The following is a 22,723-nucleotide window of genomic DNA, read 5'->3' on the forward strand; positions in this document are numbered from 1 at the left end:
AGATAAAGTCAATTATCCAAACCCAAATCGCCTATTTCCTCATGCCTACTTTGTTCAGATTATCCTATTGTCTTCTATTTCTGTTTTTCTTTTCCTGTACCAAGCCCTCCTCAGAGCGTTCCGAAACGATATCTCGAGCACGATCTGCATTGGAAGAGATGGAGACTTTTCAGCTTGAACCAGGATTTGAAATTCAGTTGGTAGCAGCGGAACCCATGGTGGAAGATCCGGTTTTTATCACATTTGATGAGGATGGAAGGCTATGGGTGGTAGAAATGCGTGGGTTTATGACCGATACGTTGGGTTCAGATGAGGATAAGCCTATCGGTAGAATCTCCATGCTAGAAGACACGGATCAAGATGGCAAAATGGACAAAAGCACCATTTACCTGGACAGCCTGATCATGCCTAGAGCGATGGCATTTTATGGTGATGGCATATTGGTAGCTGAAAATCAATCCTTATGGGAAACCAAGGATTTGGATGGAGATGGAAAAGCAGACTTCAAGGTATTACTGGACTCTACATACGCGTCTTCCGGCAATCCAGAACACTCAGACAATGGCTTGCTAAGGAATATGGACAACTGGTATTACAATGCCAAGTCTAGCTTGCGCTACAAATACCAAGATAAAATGTGGATTCGGGATAGCACAGAGTTTCGTGGACAATATGGAATTACCAGTGATGATCAGGGCAGATTGTATTACAACTACAATTGGTCGCAGCTACATGGGGACTTGGTTCCGCCCAATTATTTGTCTCGCAATGCTAACCACAGCCCTTCGACGGGGATAGATCATGGGGTTTCAGTGGAGCGGGCTATTTACCCGATTCATTCTACTCCCGCTGTGAATAGAGGGTATATTCCAGGGGTTTTGGATGAAAACCAAACGCTCTTGGAATTCACGGCAGCTTGCTCACCTCACATCTATAGAAGTACACTTTTTCCCTCTGACTATTATGGAAATGCTTTCGTGGCTGAACCAGCTGGAAATTTGGTGAAGCGAAATGTGCTGACTCAAAATGGAATTACGGTAGGAGCTAAGGATCCCAATCCTGGCAAGGAATTTCTGGCTTCCACGGACGATAGATTTAGACCTACTTCTTTTGCCACAGGACCTGATGGTGCGCTCTATATCGCTGACATGTATCGAGGTCTGATCCAGCATGGGGAATACATGACGCCATATTTAAAAGAAGAGTCGGAGAAAAAAGGCTTGTTTTCGCCTGTTCATTTGGGTAGGATTTGGAGGGTAGTTCCCAAAGGGGCTTCGCCAAAAAGCTATTCAAAACTGTCTAAGGTGACGAACACGGAGTTAGTGACCCTGCTTGCTAACGAAAATGGCTGGTATCGAGACATGGCCCAGCGACTGCTCGTGGAGCGAAATGATCAAGCTATTGTTCCAGAGTTGGAAAAAATAATCCAGGATGATTCCAAGCCTGAGTTAGGTCGCGTGCATGCGCTCTGGACGCTAGAGGGAATTGGTGCTTTGTCTGAAAATCTTTTGCTAGAGGTTGCTAAAACAACCTCTCCATTTCTGAAAAACACCAGCATCCGATTGCTGGAGGCCGGAGTTGTAGCTAAGCGTTTTTCTAAAGAAAAGTTTGCAGAAATACTACGCGAGGCATCCCAACTTGATAATCAGCAAGTGGCTTTGCAAGTGGCTTTGAGTAGTTATCCGCTTTCTGGCAAAGATGATCGTGATCTTCTGAAAACGGTTTTCAATACCTATGGGGACGATCCATTAATCCGTGATGCGATTGTCAGTAGTTTGGAAAATAGGGAATTTGCCATGCTGACGGAGCTTTGGAATTCTCCAGATTGGAATACTTCTGATCAGAAGAAAGAGATTTTCTTGGAAGCCTTAGTTTCTGCGATTGTAAAAAAAGGGAATGCTATGGAGACTGTAAATCTACTGGCCATGACCGACCCGGGTGCAAAAGAATTTGGATGGAAGGAAAGTAATGTCCTCTCTGCGATGTCACTTCAAGCAGCGACGCTGAAAGACAGAAAGCCTATCCCGCTGGCTTCTACTCCGGATATTTTTCAAAGAACAAACCTCCCAATCGCAGATGCTCGGATGGATATGCTAAAGCGTATGTTTAGCTGGCCTGGGTATTCGCCTTCAGAAGTTGCGCTTCCAGAAAACCAATTGGATGAGAAATCCTTGGAGCAATTCGCACTAGGGCGCCAAAAATTTTTGGTGACCTGCGCTGGCTGCCATGGTACGGATGGGCAAGGCGCTGCGCGAATGGGGCCTCCATTGGTGGATTCAGAATGGGTTTTGGGGGATGAGAGAAGACTTTCTATGATTTTGCTGCATGGACTGGAAGGCCCTGTAGTGGTCAATGGAAAGACCTATGACGCACCTGAAATATTACCAGTGATGCCATCCCATGCTACGATGAACGATGGAGATATCGCGGCGATTTTGACTTATATAAGAAATGAGTGGGGAAATCAAGCACCACCGGTAGCACGCGGTACAATCAGCAAAACACGAATTACCAATCAAGGAAGGGTGTTTCCATGGAAATCTGACGAGCTTAATGAACACCTAAAGACTATTTCAGCCAATTCAAAATAATAACTGTGAGCTATGGAAAAGCATGAAAAGTTGAGCGTTCAAAAGTCTAGAAGAGATTTTTTAAAAAAATCCAGCTTGGGAGCGATGGCTATGAGTCTGCCTTTGGGTGCTTTGCCATCTTATTTGAGAAATGTGCGGATGGGAATTGTAGTGCATTCCTATGCAGCCCGATGGCATTCGGATACTCCAAGTGAGAACTATCCTGGCTTTGAAAATGCGTTAAGCTTGATTGCTCATTGCAAAGAAATCGGTGCAGGAGGAGTTCAGACGATGGTGGATGGTTGGTCTTCTGATTTTGCGAAGCAAGTGAGAGATGCACGGGAAAATGCCGGATTGTACTTGGAAGGAAGTATTTCTCTACCTAAATCGAAAGATGATCTGCCGAAATTCGAAGCAGAGGTGTTGGCAGCAAACGAAGCCGGTGCAACTATTCTGAGAACGGCCTGCTTGAGTGGAAGGCGGTACGTGAATTTCAGTTCGCTCGATGAGTTCAATAAATTTAGAGAGAATTCCCTTCGGGCAATAGAACTTGCCGAGCCTATTGTTAGGAAGCATAAGATGAAATTGGCTGTAGAAAATCATAAAGATTGGACTGCCAAAGAACTGGCTTGGATCATCCAAAACCTGGGAAGCGAATGGGTGGGAGTGACCTTGGATTTCGGAAACAATGTTTCCTTTATGGAAAATCCTTCCGAAGTGATCGAGACATTGGCGCCTCTGGCTTTTTCTACCCATGTTAAAGATATGGGTGTAAAGCATTACGAAGACGGTTTTTTACTGTCTGAAGTGCCTTTGGGCGAAGGTATTGTGGATTTGAAATCGGCTGTGGCTTTATGCAAAAAGTTCAACCCAACTATCAACTTTAGTTTGGAGATGATTACCCGGGATCCACTAAAAATCCCGGTCATGCAGGAAAGCTATTGGGCTACCTTCGATCATCTGTCAGGATTGGATGTGTATAGGATAGAAAGATTGCTTGATGAAAATCAATTCCAAGGTGAGCTCCCGTATGTGACAGGTTTGAGCAAAGAAGAGCAATTGGCTTATGAAGAGAAGAATGTTGTTGCCTGCCTGGATTATAGCCTGAGTTCCTTAGGATTGGGGTGATTGTCTTTGAAAAAAGTAAGAATTGTGAGTGGTCACTAGTCAAAAGTGAACAGTTTGAAGTAATCAAGAATATAAAATCAATTAATTAAAAAATATGTCTCAAGAATCAAGTAACAGTAAATTACCAGGAATCAAACTTTTTGACCTCACAGGAAAAGCAGCCATCATCACCGGTGGTTCAAAAGGGCTAGGCTTGGCCATGGCCGAGGGACTTGCCTCAGCCGGAGCTAATGTAATGCTAGTCAGTAGAACGCTCGAAGAAGGGCAGGAATCTGCAAAGAGAATAGCTGAGCTCTATGGAGTCAAAGCAATTGCTTTCGAAGCTGATGTAGTGAATAAAGATCAGACTGAAGCCATGGCAAAGGCGGCTTTTGATGCCTTTGGAAGAATAGACACCTTGATAAATTCTGCAGGTATAAATATCCGCGGCGCGATCGATGAATTGCAGTTGGAGGAATTCAGCAAGGTAATGGACATCAATGTGACCGGCACATGGCTTTGTAGTAAAGCGGTAACTCCCTACATGAAGGAAGCTGGAAAGGGAAGCATTATCAATCTGGCGAGCACGCTGGGATTGGTAGGCTTAGCCAACAGAACTCCCTATGCTTCAAGCAAAGGAGCAGTTGTACAGATGACGCGTGCGCTGGGGTTGGAGTTTGCAGCGTTCAATATTACCGTGAATGCGATTTGTCCCGGGCCATTTTTGACAGAGATGAACTTACCGATAGCTGATACGGAGGAAGGGAAAAAATTCGTTGTAGGAGCTACTGCGCTCGGTAGATGGGGAAGATTGGAGGAGATCCAAGGAGCTGCGATCTATTTGGCTTCAGATGCGGGAACCTATATGGTGGGTTCGATGCTAACCGTGGATGGGGGATGGACGGCGAGGTAGTTTGCGGGTTTTTCTCGCGGCGACGCGCCGTCGCAACGTTATAATTTTCAATATATGATTATCCGCTTTTCTACCAGTAAGGTGGAATAAGCAATGTAGCAAATGTTAAACTTAAGAATTGAGGAAGCCTCGGTATTCCAACCAGATAAGCAAGGAATATAAGGTGTCTGGCATTATTGCGGAAAATCATATTTCAATAATCTCCAACGAACTGTTCAAAGATTCATCAGAATAATTTCAGTGAGTTATAAGAATTTTTAATCCTTGGATAAATCTTCGGATTTGCAACTTCATTAGACTACACGAGCAAAAAAGTACAAGTTGTTAACCTTGTGCTTTTTTGTTTTGGAGTATTTCGAGAGTATTCAAGGCATAGTCTTTATACCATCCGATTTCGCAGGAATCTATGTATTGGACGAGTTCCCTTTTTCTTTCATCCAAATCTGACTCTCTATACTTGATAGTCCAATCACTTAATTTTCGATTCCATACCTGATTTCTTTTACTCATGGATCGAATGGTCTCTATAGGATCATCTAGCTTTTCGGGAAAGCCAAGTTCATCGATTGTTGCTTGGATGATTGAGATGTAATTTTCGTCAAAGATCTTTCCCGAATCAGCGATTAAATCAGCGTAATCAGTTAGGATATTCAATTTTTTAAAAGGATGGAATGTATCAAAAGATGCAAAGGCAAGGGTGGCGTATTTCTCAGCTTCTTGGTAATTCGAAAGCAGTCTATTACATCTGATCAATAAGTTTAGCGCCAAACTATATAAGGAAGGATAATCCTCTGCTTCCATATTCTCCACTACAATTTCGAAATGAGCGATAGCTTCTTCATAGTGCTCAGACATCCAATAGATATGCGCAAGTTGATTATGCTGTTTAATCTTTAAAACTTCGGCATCATAGGAATCCCGGACTTTGTCTAGGTAGCTATTTATCAGCTTTATTTTGTCGCTAAGTGGAATTTCTTGTTTGACGAGCTGGAGCATAATCTCCGCTGGAAAGAAATCTTTTTGTAGTTGTTCTCGGTTCATTTGTTCTGAAGTTTCTTATTTATCCTAGCTGAATTGATCAGAAATAAAAGTGGAACAATGAAAATTGCTGTCAGCGTAATTGGGAGAAACCAACTGCCTAGACTATCTCTTATCCCTTGTCCGATTTGGATATTTCTATAAAGAATGGCCCCGAAAATCATCACAATTACCATTTTCAGGTAGCGCATCATTCGTTGAATATTTTTGTATTGAGCTGAAGCATTTTCCAGCGTGATGTCAACTGGGTAATTAAAGATTTCTGGATGTCTGTTTAGTAGTGTCAATCCAATAAACAGGATGGTTGATAAGATAGGCAAGATGAACAGGGTCGCTTTTCCACCAAAATCATCAGGCTGTCCTGCAGCATTGAAATGAGTGGGGATAGTATCAGGAAGGCTTGAATAGTGTGAGATTGCCAATCCCCAAATGGCTAAAATCGCCACTGAGGCCAACATTTCTAAAAGGATATCTGCCGGCCTTAACTTTAATTTGATTTGTGGTCGGTCTTCCATTCTTAGATTTCTTTTGCGTCAAGCATATTCAAAATTTGAATTTGTAATTCTTAATTCTTCGGCAAATACTTCTGCGGGATTGGATTTTCTGGAGATTCCTGCATCCAATAGATAGTGATGATCCACCACCTGTTGCCGTCGTATAGCAGTTGGATGCTATTAATCCCTCTGGCAAATGGCTTATCCATGGATTCGTGGTTGTAGGATTCGTAGGTACTGAATGCCTGCGTTATTGTCCCAAAGGTGTCCACCGATCTATGGATTTCTTTCTCAAAAAACCCTGTATCGACCAGCATTTTCCCTGCCCTCTCTATGTAGCCTGTTGGTGTCATAAAAGTGGCTCCAATCTCCCCAGCTTGGTTTTTGCCTGTAGGGATCAACTTCGCCTCTGGATGAAATAGAAACTTAAACAATTCCCAATCTCTTTCTTGGCCCTTTTTGCCCGAGATTACTGCATAGAGTGTTTCTATGGTACTATCCAATGACTGAACCTTGCTTAGGTATTTTTCTGAGGATTGCGCCTTAACTAGTGTCGAAAAGGATAGCATTGCGATAAGTAGGATTGCTGTATTTTTCATAAGATTGGGTTTTATCATTCAGTTATTCTATTACCAGCTTCCGCCGCCACCGCCTCCAAAGCCACCACCAGACGATCCGCCACCACCCGAACCTCCTGAGCTCGATGGCGAACTGACCATGGTGGATTGAGTTGATTTGATGGAGTTGGAAAAGGATTTTGAAAAATGGTTCATGGACATCATTCTCCCTGTGGTCGAGTAATACCAACTAGGCGGCTGGAGATTCAGACCATCGAATTTTTTCGCCCAATTGTCAAACATTCCGAAAGCCAAGGCATAGCTCATCGTGGATTCGAAATAAGTTGGATCTTTCTGAAGTAGCATTTTGAGTTTGTTTTCCTCGGCTACTTTGATGAATTGCCTGAAGCCTTTCAGTTCGGATAAAATGGCTGTCCCTTCCTTGTTTTTTTTGATCAGAAACTGGCTCATGATTATAAGGAAAATCAAAGAAACACCCACAGCTATAGCGGCTACAATTCCCCAGAAAAACAGAAATGAAGGAACTAGGATGAAAAGAAGAAGTATCAGAGCTCCTATCGTGTAATTCTTAATTTGCCGAGATTTATTGATATAATATATCTGTGCAGCGTCATTTAGACTGCTGCTAGCTGTACTCATGGTGGTGTAGAATTTCTCTTTGAGAGTACTGACTAGCAACTCTTTTCTGCCAGCAAATAATCCGTTGTAAAGCTGACGCTGATATAATGGTGCATCATCTTCGATGTCGTCTATTTTGATGAGTTTGGTATCGTCTTTAGCAAACCATCCCTTTTCATCAATCTCTTCAATTGTCAAATAGCCTTTTGAAGCCCAATAAGGGATAAGCGAAATCAAATCTGCATTGTCACCTGAATCATCGATCAAAAAGCCAACCATGGCTGGATCCATGTTTTTGGGGGGATAATAACTGGTCATTGTCACGGCATGATCATCTTTACCATGCTTTTTCCAAATCATATAAAAACCAATATAAACGAGGGGTAATATCAAAGTCCAACCGTAATTTGTCCAAAATGGCCAGAGAGGTTTAATTTCTTTGATGCTTCCCAAGGGCAATTTTAACAAAACTGTTACCGCCTCCCCACCAAAGGAAACCACTTCAGCTTTACTATTTCCAGTGAAAATTCCATTGGCATAACTCGTCTCAAAATCTGATGCTGGCTCACTTGATCCTAATTCGCCTGAATACAAAAAGTACTCCCCCTCTTGCAAATTGACGCCATCCGGCAAATGTACTGTGAAGTTGATTTTGTTGAATGGAGCGTACCAATCACTTGGTTTGATATTCCAATAAAATTGGATTGCTTCTTTCTCATGGAGAAAAGCATTTTCTACTCTATACCGAATCTCATACTGCTGTGCGCCATCTATAGTCACATCCGCATCACCGATTTTGATTTGGGCTTTGCTGGACATTTTCTGTTCAAAAGCTGATGGAGAATCAAACTTATGTCCTGGGACTTCGATGTTGCTCAGTTTGATTTGACGTTTTTCCTCCTTGTTTTCTTCAGTTAGTAAATCATAGGAAAGCAGAATATCCCGAAATATTCCATGCTTTGGCTCATTAAAGTAGATGTTGTATTTCTCTACTACGTCAAAATACCCTGCTTCTGAAATTGTGATATCCACATCATAGGAAGTGACCGTGAAGTCCTGCGCATTAACTTGTAGCTGCGCAAAAAAAAGGAGAAATAGAAAGGCGATTTTTTTCATGCTAGTGCTTATCAAGCAATCTTGCTCATGTGAATTTCTGGTGTTTCTGAATTGATTTGATCAAAAACTTACCTTAACATTCTCGCGACTTTCTGGCTCAGCCTCGAAGTAGTCAAAGTGCTGGTAATTGAACATGCCAGCTACCATCACAGCGGGGAAACTTTCGCCGTACGTATTGTTTTCGCGTACGGTGCCATTGTAATAGCGTCTGGCTCGCTCCAGATTTTCTTCTATTTCATTGAGTTTGGCTTGAAGCTGTAGGAAGTTTGTGTTTGCCTTCAGATCAGGATAGGCTTCGCTCAAGGCAAAGATGCTTCGCAGGGTTTTTTGCAATTGGTTTTCTGCTTGTATTTGAGCATTAATATCGTTTGAAGGAACAGCTATTGCAGCATTTCTAGCTTGGATCACTGCTTCGAGCGTTTCTTTTTCGTGACTAGCGTAGCCTTTTACAGTTTCTACCAGATTTGGAATCAGATCATAGCGTCGCTTTAGCGCGACATCTATGTTGCTCCAGCCATCTTTGACGGTGTTTTTGTTTTTCACAAAACGATTGAATATTCCGACTAAAATGAATCCTAAAAGGAGTATAATACCTAGAGTGATGATCAGAGTTGTCATAATGAGTTGAGATTTGATTGAAGGTGAACAAATGCTGCGAAAAAAATAGAATGGATTTTTGCATGTTTTTTAAGGCAGGTTGGCATTTTCAAAGTACCAACTTTTATTGAAAATTCAAGACGTCTATCACTTTAGAACTTCTTAATCGACTCTTGAAAATTGAATCTTTCAGCGATATTGGGTAATTTGATTCGCAGCTAATTCTCAAGCTAAAGTGGATATAATCGCATGTGTAAAAGACTCATAGTTTTTATCAATCGAATTTTGAATTACATATTATCCCTTTTCAATATCTTAGCTTACTCAAGAAAATAACCATAAATTTTATACATATGAGCAACAACGGAAACGGACATAACTCTACAGACCCTGTTTGGGATGTCAATGACAGTTCGGCTAAGTGCCCTTTCACGAGTGGATCAATTCATCAGACGGCTGGTGGCGGTACAAAGAACCGCGACTGGTGGCCTAACATGCTGAACCTGAATATCCTTCGTCAACATTCTTCCAAATCCAACCCATTGGGTCCTGATTTTAACTATGCAGAAGAATTCAAAAAGTTGGATTTGGCAGCGGTCAAAAAGGATTTGGCTGATTTAATGACTGATTCTCAGGATTGGTGGCCAGCGGATTTTGGTCATTACGGTCCATTTTTTATCCGAATGGCTTGGCACTCAGCAGGTACTTATAGAATTGCAGACGGAAGAGGTGGAGGGGGTTCAGGGTCTCAGCGTTTTGCACCGCTCAATAGCTGGCCAGATAATGCCAATCTAGATAAGGCACGCTACTTACTTTGGCCTATCAAACAAAAGTATGGCATCAAGCTATCTTGGGCTGATTTATTGATTTTGGCAGGAAATGTTTCTTTGGAAACGATGGGATTGAAAACCTTCGGCTTCGCAGGGGGAAGAGTGGATGTCTGGGAGCCAGAGGAGGATATTTACTGGGGTTCAGAAGGCGAGTGGCTTGGTGATAAGGAACGCTATGCAAGTGAGAGTGGCGAAAGAGAGTTGGAAAATCCACTAGGAGCTTCGCACATGGGGTTGATCTATGTGAATCCTGAAGGGCCAAAAGGTCAACCCGATCCAGTGGCCGCGGCTCATGATATTCGTGAGACTTTTGGGCGCATGGCTATGAACGATGAAGAGACGGTGGCGCTGATAGCAGGTGGTCATACCTTCGGAAAAGCTCACGGAATGGCAGATCCGGGAGAATATGTAGGCAAGGAGCCACAAGGAGCAGGAATTGAAGAGATGGGATTGGGCTGGAAAAGCTCTTTTGGCAAAGGTCACTCAGGAGACACCATTACATCAGGTCTTGAAGTGACCTGGACTCAGACGCCTACGAAATGGGATAATACCTTCTTCGAAAATTTATTCGGATTTGATTGGGAGCTGACTAAAAGCCCTGCCGGTGCACATCAGTGGACACCAAAAGGCGGAGGCGGAGCCGGAACGGTTCCAGATGCCTTTGATCCAGCCAAAAAGCATGCGCCAGCTATGTTGACGACGGATCTTTCTTTGAGAGAGGATCCTGCCTATGAGAAAATATCAAGGAGATTTTATGAAAATCCAGACCAGTTTGCAGAAGCATTTTCACGTGCATGGTTCAAATTGACTCACAGAGATATGGGACCTAAAGACCGTTATCTAGGCCCAGAGGTTCCTACTGAAGAGCTGATCTGGCAAGATCCTATTCCAGCGGTATCTCACGAGCTAGTAAATGAACAGGATGTAGTTTCGCTAAAAAGTAAAGTCTTAGCCTCTGGACTTTCTGTTTCAGAGTTGGTTTCTACTGCTTGGGCTTCTGCCTCTACTTTCCGTGGATCAGATATGCGTGGTGGTGCCAATGGTGCACGTATCAGACTTTCTCCTCAAAAATATTGGGAAGTGAACAATCCAGCTCAGCTTGGAAAAGTGCTTGAAAAATTAGAAGCAATCCAAAAGGAATTCAATGGTGCTCAAACTGGAGGAAAGCAAATTTCTCTGGCAGATATGATTGTATTGGCAGGATGTGCAGGTGTGGAGCAAGCTGCTAAAAATGCAGGCAAAGATATCACCGTTCCATTTACTCCTGGTCGTGCAGATGCTTCTCAGGCCCAGACAGATGTAGCTTCTTTTGCAGCAATGGAACCAGCAGCAGACGGTTTCAGGAATTATTTCCGACCTACTCACAAAGCATCTGCAGAAGAAATGCTTGTGGATCGCGCTCAATTGCTAACGCTTACTCCGCCGGAAATGACTGTTTTAGTTGGTGGATTGCGAGTGCTAGGTACCAACTATGATAATTCTAAGTATGGTGTATTTACAAGCACTCCAGGTGCTTTGACTAATGACTTCTTCAAGAATATCTTAGACATGAGGATTACTTGGAAAGCAGCTGATACAGGTGCTCATGCTTTCTTAGGTTCTGATCGAAAAACAGGTCAGGTCAAATGGACAGGAACAAGAGCAGATTTGATCTTTGGTTCGAATTCTGAGCTGCGTGCATTATCTGAGTTCTATGCTAGCTCAGATGCTAGTGACAAGTTCATAAATGACTTTGTAGCTGCTTGGAACAAGGTGATGATGCTCGATCGCTACGATTTGGCTTAATTGAAAATAGCGTAAAATTCTAAAAGGTGATCTGGCAACGGGTCACCTTTTTGGTTTTTATTATTATCCGCAATAATGCCAGTCACCTTATATTCCTGGCTTATCTGGTTGGAAGACCGATGACCGAAGCGGCCTCAATTCTTAAGTTTAACATTTGCTACATTGCTTATACACCTTACTGGTAGAAAAGCGGATAATCATATTGTTTTATTAAGGGTTTGAAATAGTCAAACCTTCATGTGAAAGCTCTAGTGATTCTATAGCTATTTCTTCACTTACTTCATTACTATCTGTTCCGGTAATTTTTGTAGGAAAAGCATTAGTTAATACCCATGTTATAGTTTGATTATCAGATTCATCTAACAGTTGGATAAGGACTTTTTCTCTTTTTATTGTATTCATTTTTATGGTACTGAACCATTTCCAAAAGTCATTTTTCTTAGGAAAAACCCCATTTTTTAATGTGATAGTGGAAGATTTGGCACTACCAGACATTTTTACTGTTGAAAACACTGGATTGTTACCATGTCTGAAGTCTAAGCTATCGGGTTCAGCATCCAATCCGGTAACTTCCTGAAAAGATATAGGTGCGGGAAGAGAATCAAATTTCACTGAAAAGTAAAATTTCGGCAAGGGCCAATTGCTGTCTTCAGTTTCGCTTGTCATGTTATATAAGGTTAGTTAGAAAGCTTTTTCTCGAAATCTAGACTTATCGTTTTTTTAGCTTCCTTCACATCAATGTACTTCTCCAATTCTTTCATAGAAATGACTCTAAACTCATTCTCTTTTAAGTATTCCAAATATGCTTTAAAAAGCTCAGTTGGCGTATTCACCCAAGGATGTTCGATATCGGGAACGCCGTGAATTGTTAAAACAACGATACTGCCGTCTTTGGCCTGATCAAAAGCAGCTAAAATTTCCTCTTTATTAGTTTCATCCGTCGCCCAACTAGGAACTAGATACGGATGATCACTCTGAGGATGGTAGGCTCTACTTCCTCCTGCTCTGGCGAAGACATAGTTTTTTGCTTCCAAAAACTTGATTACCTGGGGATTTAGACCATATCCGGGATAGGCGAAGTTGGTTGGTTTGGGAATTCCAAGCGAGTCACATTTTGACTCGATATATTCGAGTTGTTCATTGAATTCTGCTTGGGATAATTTACTGACATTGGCGTGAGTATGCGTGTGATTAGCCACTTCTAATCCCATTTTATCCAATTCCTGAATCTGTCTCCAATTCATATATAGTGTACTGTCTGCATAATTTGGCTGAAACTCACAGACGAAGAATGTTCCACCAAATCCATATTCCTTCAACATAGGTGCAACAACAGTATAGTGGCTAGCTGACGCATCATCAAAAGTGAGAACCACTAATTTATCTGGTATTGGTTGCTTAAGGATTTGGGCTTGAGTGCTGAGGTAGAGGAAAAAGCTTAAAAGTAGGAGGGTGAGGGTTTTCATGAGCTAATGATGATAGGTTGAAGCTTTGTTCTCTCAAAAAAACATAACGTGTATAGCTAATCCTCAATAAATGAGTTTATTGCCTAGTAGCTTTCAATCAACTTGTTTTTTAGCAACGCGAGTAAATTAACTTACTCCCTCAAACGTCCAACGTCCCACTTCCTCAACCCACCAACAGCGTAATCAGATAGATCACGCTGATCGCCGTCAACGACATGATCAGCGTACCCAAACTGTGGGTTTGATTTCCTTGCTTGATGGAGAGTCCTGAAAGCTGAGTGACGGCCCAGAAGAAACTGTCATTGGCATGGGAGATCGCCATTGCTCCTGCGCCTGTGGCCAGAACGGCGAATACTCGCATACTTTCTGAGTCAAGTCCTAGTGATCCCAAAAGCGGAGCCACAATCGAAGCCGTGGTGATCATCGCCACAGTAGAAGAGCCTTGCGCCGTTTTCAGCGCGAATGCTATCAAAAACGGAAGAAAAATCCCCCAGCTTGCACCACTCATGCTTGTGCTGACCAGATCGCCAATCCCGGAATTCTGTAGCATTTTCCCAAATACCCCACCCGCTCCAGTGATCAGAATTACCGGAGCTGCGATCAGAATAGCTTCACCTACCCATCCGGAGGATGAAAGTAGCTTGGCGTCGAATTTTTTTGGAAGGGAAAAGGCCAAAAATACGCCTAATAGTAAGGCAATAACTGGGCTTCCCGCAAATTGAATAAAGGTGTAAAAAGCTCCTTCTCCAAAAGGCTTGGTCGGATACTTCGCTATGGAAGCGATTATGATTAAGATCAAAGGGACGATAATTGGAAGAAAAGAGGCAAATGCTGTGGGTCTGTTTTTCAGCTCAATTTCCTCTGATTTCACAGCCATTTTTGGCACCAAAGGGATTTTAAAGGCTACTTTCTTGACAAAAATATAACTCGGTATCAGGGCAATCAAACTCACTATCAAACCGTAGAAAATAATCATTCCCAAATCTGCCTCGTAAATCCCCGCCGTAGCAATCGGTCCGGGAGTAGGAGGGACGAGGGAATGCGAGGCAGTGGCTCCCAAAGCCAATGCAATGGTCGTTGCCGCATAAGGAACCTTACTTTTCAACGAAAGTGACTTGCTAATCGGGTTCATCATAATAAAAGTGCTGTCCCCAAATACAGGTATAGATAGGATGTATCCCGAGATCATCATCGCGAGCGTCACCGATTTCTCCCCGATCCATTTCAGGATTTTTTCAGCTATGACAATGGCACCACCAGTTTTCTCCAGAAAAGTACCCATCATCACACCCAGCAAAATCAGCAATCCTATACTTCCCAATACTCCGCCGAAGCCTTCGGAAATGGATTTTAGAATCAACTCACCAGGCATTCCAGCGAGCAGACCGTAGAGTATGGCTCCGCAAAAAAGCGCAAGAAAGGGGTGGATGTCGAATTTGACGATGGCAAGGAGAATGAGTGCCAGGGCAAAAAGAATAATCAGAAGAGTGAGCATCTTGGGTTAGGTTGGGTTTGAGATCAGACAACGAATGTTTTTACTTCGCTACCTTCATCCTAAAAATTAGATAAAAAAAGGGAGAATTAAAGTGTATCCTCAGAATAGCTTCCAAATTGTTTGTTGAATGGCAAAGAGGCCTTTTAATATTCTCTTATTTTTACCGGTGCTACTAATTTGTTTCAATAAACCTCTTCACATGATCCGCATATCCATTTTTAACTTCCTTGTTTTTGTATTGACCCTGGCTTCCTGCACCTCCGTTCCTACCAAGGAGGGCAACTATATGATTTTGCCTAGCCCCGCTGAGGTAGAGATTACGGGAGTTTCAGAATTGTCGCCTTCAGCTATCGCAGATAGGGTGCAGGAGATGAAAAATGATTTTATCTCTGGAAAATCTCTGCCAGAATCATCACAGGATGTGGTCAGCCTTAGTCTAAACCCCAATGCTGAGCTAAACTCAGAAGGGTACTCCCTGATGATTTCCAAAGATCATATTGATATCTCGGCATCTACGAATGAAGGACTTTGGTACGGAGTGATTACGCTTGGTCAGTTGGTTCAAGACGCAGAAGATCAAGATGCAGCTTTGCCTTTGATCTCCATAAAAGATGAGCCGGCACTTGCCTATCGTGCGGTGCACCTTGATGTGAAACATCACCTGGAGAAGCGGGAATATTACTACCAGTTGATGGATCGCTTGGCTGAAATGAAGATCAATGGGATTATCTTGGAAATTGAGGATAAACTGGCATTTGAAAGGCAGCCAAAAGTTGGTTCTCCTGATGCCTGGTCTATTGCAGAATGGAAAAAACTAAGTGAGTATGCCATGGCTAGAAATATCCGGATTTCTCCTTTAGTGCAAGGGTTAGGTCATGCCTCTTTCATCCTGAAGCACGAGGAATACCAAGATCTTCGAGATGATCCAGCTAGCGATTGGGCTTTCAATCCGCTGGATGAGCGCACGTATGATGTGCAATTCGATTTGTATTCAGATGCATTAGCTGCTTTTCCTTTTGCCCAATACCTGCACGTCGGTGGCGACGAAGTTCATACCACCGGGCGAGGTAGTGGGAAATCTGCTTTAGAACTACAGTTGACTTGGTTGAATAGAGTGAGTAGCTATGCTGAAGAGCATCAGGTGACACCGATATTTTGGGATGATATGCCGTTGCAAAATGCTGGAGTATATGGTTCTATCTTCAATAGAAAATTAACAGAAGCGCAGGTAGATAGTATCTGGCAGGTGAACGAACCCAAACTGAATGAGTATGTGGAAATGTTCCCAAAAAACTGCATCTACATGCGCTGGAATTATAGCATGCCTGAGACGCCTGGAAATAACCGCGCGATGAAGTGGTTTACGGATAATGGCTTTCAGGTCATGGGAGCGACGGCTGGACAAACCCGTTGGAACCTTATGCCACTTGAAGAAAGCAACACGGCGAACATTCGGGACTTTGCACTTATTTCTATTGATAATCAGGCAGATGGTTTGCTTTTGACACTCTGGGACGATGATTCCCCACATTTTGAATTGTTCCAAAGAGGGATCGCGATTTTCGCAGAATACACTTGGTCCGGAAAAAAGCGTACCTCCGAAGAAATTCATACTGCCTTCAGACAGCGGACTTTTGGGAGTGAGCTGACTTCTTCTGAGTTTGCTTTCATTAATGATTTGGAAGCTCCGGTAGCTTTTTGGAAAAATGCCCTGCTGGAGTCGAGAGATAGAAATAGACTGCGAGCTATGGATAATCCTATGCGGGATGCTGTTTTGACTTTGCCAGATGCTAATTCTCCTGGCGAATGGGTGAAAAGAAATGAAGTGAAATTGACCAAAGCGAGAGAAAATAAGCTGGCTGTGGACTCGGTACTGTCCACTATAGCTGAGGCCAAAAAAGTTGCAAAAAGGAATACCTATACCTTAGATGTGTATGAACAAGTAGCCAAAGTCACGCAGTTTTCGAACAGATCACTACTTCTTTTAGAAGAATGGGATTTGGCAAAAACAGGTGAGGAAAGAGAGGCTGCGAAGGACAAGTTATTGAATTTGGAAAGTGAATGGAAATCTCAGCTAGCCGAATTAGAGGAGGTTTATGGTAAAACCCGTGTTCTAGATAAGCCAGCTACTTACCTCCTGGATCAAGATCACCATGTACATTTGGCTAACCAGGCGATCAAATTTTCAGATTGGCAGTTCTACGTGGAGGGTCTTTTCATTCAGAAAATCAAAGAAGGAAATAGCCTGATAATGACTGGTGATTTGGAAAGCAAATAGGTGATCGTGGCCCGTGAGGTTTTTTTAAAAACCTCGATGATCTTTTCTCGAATCACCAAGCACTCGACTAGAGTTCACTAGCTGATTTGAATTTTGCTACCCATCACTTATCCCCGATTAGACAACTCGGAAACTCTCTTTAGACCAAGTAAAACATTCAATTTCCCTCATTCTATATCCAAAAAATCTACTCATTAAAGAAAGGCTTCATCTCGTTATGAATATCTTCTCTGAGAGCTTTCAGCCGCGTAGCGTATTCTTCGAGTTTCTTTTCTTGGGTGGTTTGAGGGACCCAAGGCTTTACCTTTTGCGGATTGCCATGTTCGTCCACAGATACGAAGATGATGATGCAGTGCGTCTTTTTCTCAAATTCCTTTTGTCCAAAATCTCTGGAATAGACTTCCACCATAATGTGAATACTGGAGCTTCCTGTATAGATCACAGCACAATCTACCTTGATTACATCTCCGATATTGATAGGCTTGTAAAATCGGATACCGCCGACATAAACCGTCACACAGTAGGATTCTGACCAGGTTCTGGCACAGGTATAGGCCGCTTGATCGATCCACTTCATCACTACACCTCCATGTACTTTTCCTCCAAAGTTGATGTCTGAGGGTTCGCTGATAAACTGGAATGAAGTTTTGTGGGAGGTGTCCATGGCGCTGAAGTTTTTTTTAAGGGCTAAGCTACTAGATATTTTGAGGTTTCTAAGAATAGGGTTAGGGGCTAGTCATAGTTTTGTCCGAAATCTGAAGTGAGGAAAAAAAAGGAATAAAAGCGTAATGAAATTCAATGCTGGTTTAATAACGCTTCGTGATCCGCACTCTTTAATTGAAATCAGAAGTAGTTCCATTCCTGAAGGGAGTGAAAAACGAAAATCACCGGCAGACTATGTGAATAAAGATCCAACTATTGTTGAGATTGGAGATGAATTATGGATGTTGTTTCCAAATTCACCGGAGGTTTATGTAGTTGGAAAAGATACCTATGCTTATTAAAGTCTATTCCATTAAATCCGAATGATACGTATAAGCAAATTCTCCCACCAAATCCTGAGATTTCCTCTGATGAATTTCTAAATGAACTCTCAGCATTTATCTTAAAGATTATCAAAGGATTACCTTTTGACTTGGTATTCTGGTGCCGCTCCACAGCATGAAGTTGATAAGCTGCCAAAAGAGTATTTAGGTGGATCTGAATTTACTGATTTGGCAGAAAAGTATAAAACCAAAACGTACTATCAAATTTTCAAGGATGAGCATAAACTATGGGAAGGCTCTTGGGATGTAAAACTATTTTCGGTTCGCGATATTCTTTATTCTTATTCCAAACCGGACGAAGATCCAGATGCGGTGGAAAAGGACAGGCAGACGATTTATTTTTATGAGCTGAAATAAGCCCAATTTCAAACAATAGTCCTTTCAATCCGCTTTAATCAAAAAAGGAAAAGTAATGAAAGGAAAAAATATTGTCATCATCGGAGGAAATTCAGGAATTGGTAAGGAAGTAGCTGCACAAGCGGAGAAAGAAGGAGCAAAGCTGTTCTTGTACTCTAGAAGTGGCGAAGGAACTACGCAGCTGGATATCACCGATGAAAATTCAGAAATTCAGGATCTGCCCGAAGTAATCGATGGCTTAGTCTATTGTCCTGGCTCTATCAATTTGAAGCCATTTCATAGAATTTCCCCAGAGGATTTCAAAGCCGAAATGGATGTAAATTTTTTTGGAGCGGTCAAAATTCTTCAAGCCTGCATGAAGGGTTTGAAAAAATCAGAATCGGCTTCTGTAGTCATGTACAGTACAGTTGCAGTACAGACAGGGATGGGATTTCATGCTGGTATAGCCTCTGCCAAAGGAGCGGTAGAAGGTTTGGTGAGATCTCTAGCGGCCGAGTGGGCTCCCAATCACATCCGGGTCAACGCCATAGCGCCGTCGCTAACGGATACTCCATTGGCAAAGCAGCTCGTGAGTACCGATGAAAAACGCGCGGCTTCTGACAAAAGGCATCCGCTAGGTAGGATAGGGACGCCACAGGATATTGCTGCGGCAACGCTCTTTTTGCTAGATGAAAAATCATCCTGGGTAACCGGGCAGATCTTGCATATTGACGGGGGAATGTCCTCGCTCAAATAAGAAAAAAGCATATCTATCGAAATACAGTTGACTTAATCTGAGGGAGTTGCTTAGTTTTATAAATGAAGCAAGCTCTACACCTTGGATTAAGTTTTCTTTTTTTGGCTTTCTCCTGCACGAAGCCAGATTCCTCCAGCACTTCAATAAATACCGTCACTGGGTCAATACCCATCGATTCGATTGGTCTGACGTTAATTCACGAGCACATGCTGGTGGATTTCATAGGAGCTGATTCCGTGTCGCCTGATCGCTATACTTCAGCCCAAGTTATCGCGAAGGTTCTGCCTTATTTATTGGAAGTGAAAAAGTATGGAGTGAAGACCATTTTTGATTGTACACCTTCTTATTTGGCCAAGGATCCACTTTTGCTTAAAAAGCTCAGTGAGCAATCGGGAATACAACTCATTACCAACACGGGTTTTTACGGAGCGGTAGAGGGAAAGTATTTGCCAGACTTTGCCTTTACCGAATCGGCAGAGCAATTATCAAGGCGATGGATAGTTGAATTTGAAAATGGGATAGAGGAAACTGGGATCAAGCCAGGGTTTATCAAAATTTCTGTAAACGAGGAATCGCCTCTAAGGGAAGTTGATGCAAAACTGGTCAAAGCAGCTGGGCTGACTTTTAAAGAAACCGGTTTGAATATTTATTCACACACGGGAACTTGGAAAACAGCAAAGCAAGAGGTCGCAATTTTGGAGGAAATGGGTGTAGATCCTTCAGCTTTTGTGTGGGTACATGCGCAGGCGGAGCAGGATTTCCAGAATTATCTGGAAGCTGCCAAACGTGGAATTTGGATCAGTTGGGATGGAATAGGGTGGAGTATAGATGAATATGTTGAGCGCTTACTTTTTGCAAAAGAGAATGGTTTTCTAGACCAAGTTCTGATTTCCCACGATGCAGGTTGGTATGATCCAGCCAAGCCTGATGGTGGAGATTTTCTGCCCTTTACTAATATCTTCGTAATGCTTATGCCATCGCTGAATGCAAAAGGATTTGGAGAATCAGATTGGAAAATGCTTTTGGAAGAAAACCCTAGAAGCGCTTTTGGGATTAGGAATGGTCAATGATCAAATTCAATTTTCAAACTCTTGGGATTTGTGACGCCACAAATTAAGTTTGCAAAATGATGACTTTTTAATACCTTTGAAAATGCGAATTCTCGTCAAGAAGACTATTTTGTATTACGCTAAAAAATATCCTTCGGCTTCGACACAGTTAGTGATTTGGTACACTGAGTTTTCAAAAAGAGAATTTTCAAATTACAATGAACTTAAGGAAGTTTATGGAAATGCAAGCATCGTAAGCAACACGAGGGTTGTCTTTAACATAAAGGGTAACGATTTTCGGCTAGTAGTTTCAATAAATTTTTTGCAAAAAGCCTGTTATGTAATTTGGTTTGGAACGCATAAACAATACGACAAAATAGACGTAAGCACGATCGAATTTGATCCGAAAGTTTTAATGTGAAAAAGATAGGATTATGAAATGGAAAGTTTTAAAAAGCGAAGACGACTATAACAAAGCATCGCTGAGGCTGATGGAAATATTCCATGCAGATCCAAATTCTCCTGAGATTGATGAGCTTGAATTGCTATTAGTCCTGGTCAAAGATTACGATGAAAAGCATTATCAGCTTCCTGAACTTGAACCGCTTGAAGTGATCAAGTACAAAATGAATGAAATGGGAATCAAAGCCAAGGATCTTGAGCCACTCATTGGTAGTAAAGGTCATGTATCAGCGGTTTTGTCGGGCAAGCGAGATATCACGTTAAAAATGGCTCAAAAGCTTAGAGATTTCTTCAGTCTTCCTGCGGAGGTTTTTTTGCATAGCTCTTAATTTCAAGTTATTTACGCTTTTGTATCAAGGTTGAAATTCAATTCTAAAATTAAAGTAGGTAGAGGTATTAAATTAAATTAGAGCAAATATTCGCAGCGCCGTGCGTCGCCGCGGGATATAATCATCTTACAACTGAAATCCTTTCACCTGCTCCTTCAGCCCAACTTTAGCAAACTCTATTTGTCTCAAAGTTTCTGCATCATCTACAGCCACCATATCCTTGATCGAATCCAGAGACCTGATATAATAGTCCGTCCAAGTATCCAAAATCAATTGCTCCCCAGCTTTCGATCCTCCTTCAGCTATCACTTTTTTACTTAAAACAGATTCTGTCGTGAGACGGATAGTAGCTTTTGACATAAGCATTAGTACCATTTGCTGAGCAGTAGTTGAGTCTGCATTCAGAAGTGTAAAAGCAGAAACTAATGCCGCTGTACCTACATTAACCATAGTTTTTTGAGAAACCTTATCCAGTCGATCATTATCCGTATGGTAAAATTGATCTGTAAAGTGCCAAAGTAGCAATCCCGGAATATCTGCCTGCAAAAATGGCGTGTGATCAGATCCGCCTTCGAATGGATTGGACTTGACTACCCAATCGGCAAATTCTCCTTGTGCTTTGAAATTGGTTAAGATAAAATCATTCAAATAGTGAGGCTTCATCTGATCCACAGTCATCGGAGAACCTCCCCATTCGCTGTGCTTATCTTCCCCACGAGTCCAAATAGCGCTAGGGTCAGGCATTTTCTCGATAAGAAATGTGCCGCCAGTCACATCCGTATTTTCTCCTACCATATCCAGAGAAATTCCCCAGTTGATTTCAGCTTCTCTCTTTTCTTTTTCCTTGATATATCTTCCGGTGGAAATGATCTCATCTCCCCAAAGGAAAGTCAACGTGCGCTTCAGGTCCAGTTTCCCTTGTTTGACCAAGTCAGCAGTGATTTTCGCCATTTCCAATTGGGTTCCTACCCCAGTAGCGTTATCATTTGCTCCTGGCTCTTGGATGTGAGCAGAGAAAACCAGACTTTCTAAAGGCAATTCCGATCCTTTTACATTCGCTACGACTGTAAGTTCTTCCGATTCGTAAATCTTCGTTTCGGCTTTCACTAGAACTTCTACTTTCCCTTTTGCCAACTCAGCTTTCAATTTTTCTTTGGCTTCGAAAGAAAGAGCAATCGCCCAATCTGGGTTTTTCTCATCATATCTCAAGCCCCGGAACTGGATAGAAGTGACGTTTTTCTCCGGTTGCAAATAAGATGGCAGATCATAAGTCATTACGCCTAGTGCACCTTTCTCTTTAACGGCAGCTTGCAAACTTCTATAGCTGAGCTTGTCGGAAAAAAGAATTTTGCCATTCAATTCTGTTGAAGCCAAGTCTTCTTTATTTTCGATATAAATGACTTGCCCTTGAACGCCTTCCTTCGGAGTGGAGCTAGAATACATGTAAATCATGTTTCGGTTGGTCTCTGAGGAAAGCAGATTTTCAGCAGATCCCACTATTTTCAAGGAAGAAGAAACGGGCTCCCAAGTCGGTTGACGCATTTCCCTAGTTTCGATTCTATAAGTCAAGCGATCTGAATCGGTAGCTTTTTCCTCCAAAACATATCCTGCTGCTTCCAGCTTTTCTGCGATCAATCTCACAGAATTGTTAAAGCCCGTGTTACCAGCAACTCTCCAGTATTGCTCTACGAAAGCAACCGTCTCATAAGCTAGATCACCCTTGAATTCTGGTCTTACCAAATCAAAATATGGATCAGTTACTTTTTGTAGCGGGGCATTCTGAGCGAAAGAAACAGAGCTTAGAAGTAGCAATAGGGATAGGAGGGATGCTTTTATTTTCATGGCAAAATGATGCTTTT

At 42.3% G+C, this 22,723-nt stretch carries 21 protein-coding genes; 11 read left to right on the plus strand and 10 right to left on the minus strand.

Going from position 1 to position 22,723, the window contains the following annotated elements:
• Positions 1 to 41: 41 nt before the first annotated feature.
• The 3 genes from ABJH64_RS16585 to ABJH64_RS16595 all read left to right on the plus strand — a co-directional run bounded on the left by ABJH64_RS16585 (position 42) and on the right by ABJH64_RS16595 (position 4,590).
• Entirely contained in the window at positions 42 to 2,591 is a 2,550-nt protein-coding gene (locus tag ABJH64_RS16585; RefSeq protein ID WP_348274426.1) for a c-type cytochrome, read from the plus strand.
• A 12-nt stretch (positions 2,592 to 2,603) separates the two neighbouring features.
• Positions 2,604 to 3,698 (plus strand): TIM barrel protein, encoded by a 1,095-nt coding sequence (locus tag ABJH64_RS16590; RefSeq protein WP_348274427.1) that lies wholly within the window; start codon positions 2,604 to 2,606, stop codon positions 3,696 to 3,698.
• A gap of 94 nt (positions 3,699 to 3,792) precedes the next feature.
• Entirely contained in the window at positions 3,793 to 4,590 is a 798-nt protein-coding gene (locus ABJH64_RS16595) for a glucose 1-dehydrogenase (protein ID WP_348299599.1), read from the plus strand.
• 324 nt (positions 4,591 to 4,914) lie between these two features.
• On the opposite strand, the gene ABJH64_RS16600 is transcribed toward ABJH64_RS16595, so the two are convergent.
• The 5 genes from ABJH64_RS16600 to ABJH64_RS16620 are packed head-to-tail and all read right to left on the minus strand — an operon-like array spanning position 4,915 to position 9,052.
• The gene (locus ABJH64_RS16600) at positions 4,915 to 5,631 is read right to left on the minus strand and encodes a tetratricopeptide repeat protein (protein ID WP_348274429.1); all 717 of its coding nucleotides are present in this window, start codon (positions 5,629 to 5,631) and stop codon (positions 4,915 to 4,917) included.
• Complete coding sequence (locus ABJH64_RS16605) at positions 5,628 to 6,143, minus strand: DUF1648 domain-containing protein (protein ID WP_348274430.1); 516 nt, start codon at positions 6,141 to 6,143, stop codon at positions 5,628 to 5,630. Before ABJH64_RS16605 ends, ABJH64_RS16600 begins: the two co-directional genes overlap by 4 nt.
• Positions 6,144 to 6,193: 50 nt before the next feature.
• A complete protein-coding gene (locus tag ABJH64_RS16610) occupies positions 6,194 to 6,721 on the minus strand; it encodes a hypothetical protein (protein WP_348274431.1) in 528 nt (175 codons plus the stop codon).
• Positions 6,722 to 6,751: 30 nt separating this feature from the next.
• Entirely contained in the window at positions 6,752 to 8,434 is a 1,683-nt protein-coding gene (locus ABJH64_RS16615) for a DUF2207 domain-containing protein (RefSeq protein ID WP_348274432.1), read from the minus strand.
• A 60-nt stretch (positions 8,435 to 8,494) separates the two neighbouring features.
• Positions 8,495 to 9,052, minus strand: a complete 558-nt coding sequence (locus ABJH64_RS16620) for a LemA family protein (RefSeq protein ID WP_348274433.1) — start codon at positions 9,050 to 9,052, stop codon at positions 8,495 to 8,497.
• 332 nt (positions 9,053 to 9,384) lie between these two features.
• Between ABJH64_RS16620 and katG the strand changes: the two genes are divergently transcribed.
• Positions 9,385 to 11,646: a catalase/peroxidase HPI gene (gene katG / locus ABJH64_RS16625; RefSeq protein WP_348274434.1), complete on the plus strand. Its 2,262-nt coding sequence runs from the start codon at positions 9,385 to 9,387 to the stop codon at positions 11,644 to 11,646.
• A 210-nt stretch (positions 11,647 to 11,856) separates the two neighbouring features.
• On the opposite strand, the gene ABJH64_RS16630 is transcribed toward katG, so the two are convergent.
• From ABJH64_RS16630 to ABJH64_RS16640, 3 genes are all read right to left on the minus strand, one after another.
• Positions 11,857 to 12,312: a phage tail protein gene (locus tag ABJH64_RS16630; RefSeq protein ID WP_348274435.1), complete on the minus strand. Its 456-nt coding sequence runs from the start codon at positions 12,310 to 12,312 to the stop codon at positions 11,857 to 11,859.
• Between the two features lie 11 nt (positions 12,313 to 12,323).
• On the minus strand, positions 12,324 to 13,112 hold the full coding sequence (locus tag ABJH64_RS16635) for a polysaccharide deacetylase family protein (RefSeq protein ID WP_348274436.1): 789 nt from the start codon (positions 13,110 to 13,112) through the stop codon (positions 12,324 to 12,326).
• Positions 13,113 to 13,275: 163 nt separating this feature from the next.
• Positions 13,276 to 14,607, minus strand: coding sequence for a GntP family permease (locus tag ABJH64_RS16640; RefSeq protein WP_348274437.1), 1,332 nt, complete (start codon positions 14,605 to 14,607; stop codon positions 13,276 to 13,278).
• A 199-nt stretch (positions 14,608 to 14,806) separates the two neighbouring features.
• Here ABJH64_RS16640 and ABJH64_RS16645 point away from each other — a divergent pair, with 199 nt between their 5' ends.
• Complete coding sequence (locus tag ABJH64_RS16645; RefSeq protein WP_348299086.1) at positions 14,807 to 16,885, plus strand: glycoside hydrolase family 20 zincin-like fold domain-containing protein; 2,079 nt, start codon at positions 14,807 to 14,809, stop codon at positions 16,883 to 16,885.
• Positions 16,886 to 17,072: 187 nt separating this feature from the next.
• Here ABJH64_RS16645 and ABJH64_RS16650 read toward each other — a convergent pair whose 3' ends face one another.
• Positions 17,073 to 17,549 carry an acyl-CoA thioesterase gene (locus tag ABJH64_RS16650; RefSeq protein ID WP_348274439.1) on the minus strand — a complete coding sequence of 159 codons (477 nt, stop codon included), beginning with the start codon at positions 17,547 to 17,549 and terminating at the stop codon, positions 17,073 to 17,075.
• A gap of 124 nt (positions 17,550 to 17,673) precedes the next feature.
• On the opposite strand from ABJH64_RS16650, the gene ABJH64_RS16655 reads away from it, so the two are divergent.
• The 6 genes from ABJH64_RS16655 (at position 17,674) to ABJH64_RS16680 (ending at position 20,864) form a co-directional block, all read left to right on the plus strand.
• The gene (locus tag ABJH64_RS16655) at positions 17,674 to 17,889 is read left to right on the plus strand and encodes a hypothetical protein (protein ID WP_348274440.1); all 216 of its coding nucleotides are present in this window, start codon (positions 17,674 to 17,676) and stop codon (positions 17,887 to 17,889) included.
• Between the two features lie 126 nt (positions 17,890 to 18,015).
• Positions 18,016 to 18,288 (plus strand): hypothetical protein, encoded by a 273-nt coding sequence (locus tag ABJH64_RS16660; protein ID WP_348274441.1) that lies wholly within the window; start codon positions 18,016 to 18,018, stop codon positions 18,286 to 18,288.
• 55 nt (positions 18,289 to 18,343) lie between these two features.
• Complete coding sequence (locus ABJH64_RS16665) at positions 18,344 to 19,024, plus strand: SDR family oxidoreductase (protein ID WP_348274442.1); 681 nt, start codon at positions 18,344 to 18,346, stop codon at positions 19,022 to 19,024.
• 62 nt (positions 19,025 to 19,086) lie between these two features.
• A complete protein-coding gene (locus ABJH64_RS16670; RefSeq protein WP_348274443.1) occupies positions 19,087 to 20,094 on the plus strand; it encodes a phosphotriesterase in 1,008 nt (335 codons plus the stop codon).
• An 82-nt stretch (positions 20,095 to 20,176) separates the two neighbouring features.
• Positions 20,177 to 20,494 carry a type II toxin-antitoxin system HigB family toxin gene (locus tag ABJH64_RS16675; RefSeq protein WP_348274447.1) on the plus strand — a complete coding sequence of 106 codons (318 nt, stop codon included), beginning with the start codon at positions 20,177 to 20,179 and terminating at the stop codon, positions 20,492 to 20,494.
• Positions 20,495 to 20,507: 13 nt separating this feature from the next.
• Positions 20,508 to 20,864 (plus strand): helix-turn-helix domain-containing protein, encoded by a 357-nt coding sequence (locus tag ABJH64_RS16680; protein WP_348274444.1) that lies wholly within the window; start codon positions 20,508 to 20,510, stop codon positions 20,862 to 20,864.
• Positions 20,865 to 20,990: 126 nt separating this feature from the next.
• Here the strand turns inward: ABJH64_RS16680 and ABJH64_RS16685 are convergent, their stop codons facing one another.
• Positions 20,991 to 22,706 carry a M28 family peptidase gene (locus ABJH64_RS16685; RefSeq protein WP_348274445.1) on the minus strand — a complete coding sequence of 572 codons (1,716 nt, stop codon included), beginning with the start codon at positions 22,704 to 22,706 and terminating at the stop codon, positions 20,991 to 20,993.
• Positions 22,707 to 22,723: the final 17 nt, after the last annotated feature.

The organism is Algoriphagus sp. (assembly GCF_039969895.1).
GTDB lineage: Bacteria > Bacteroidota > Bacteroidia > Cytophagales > Cyclobacteriaceae > Algoriphagus.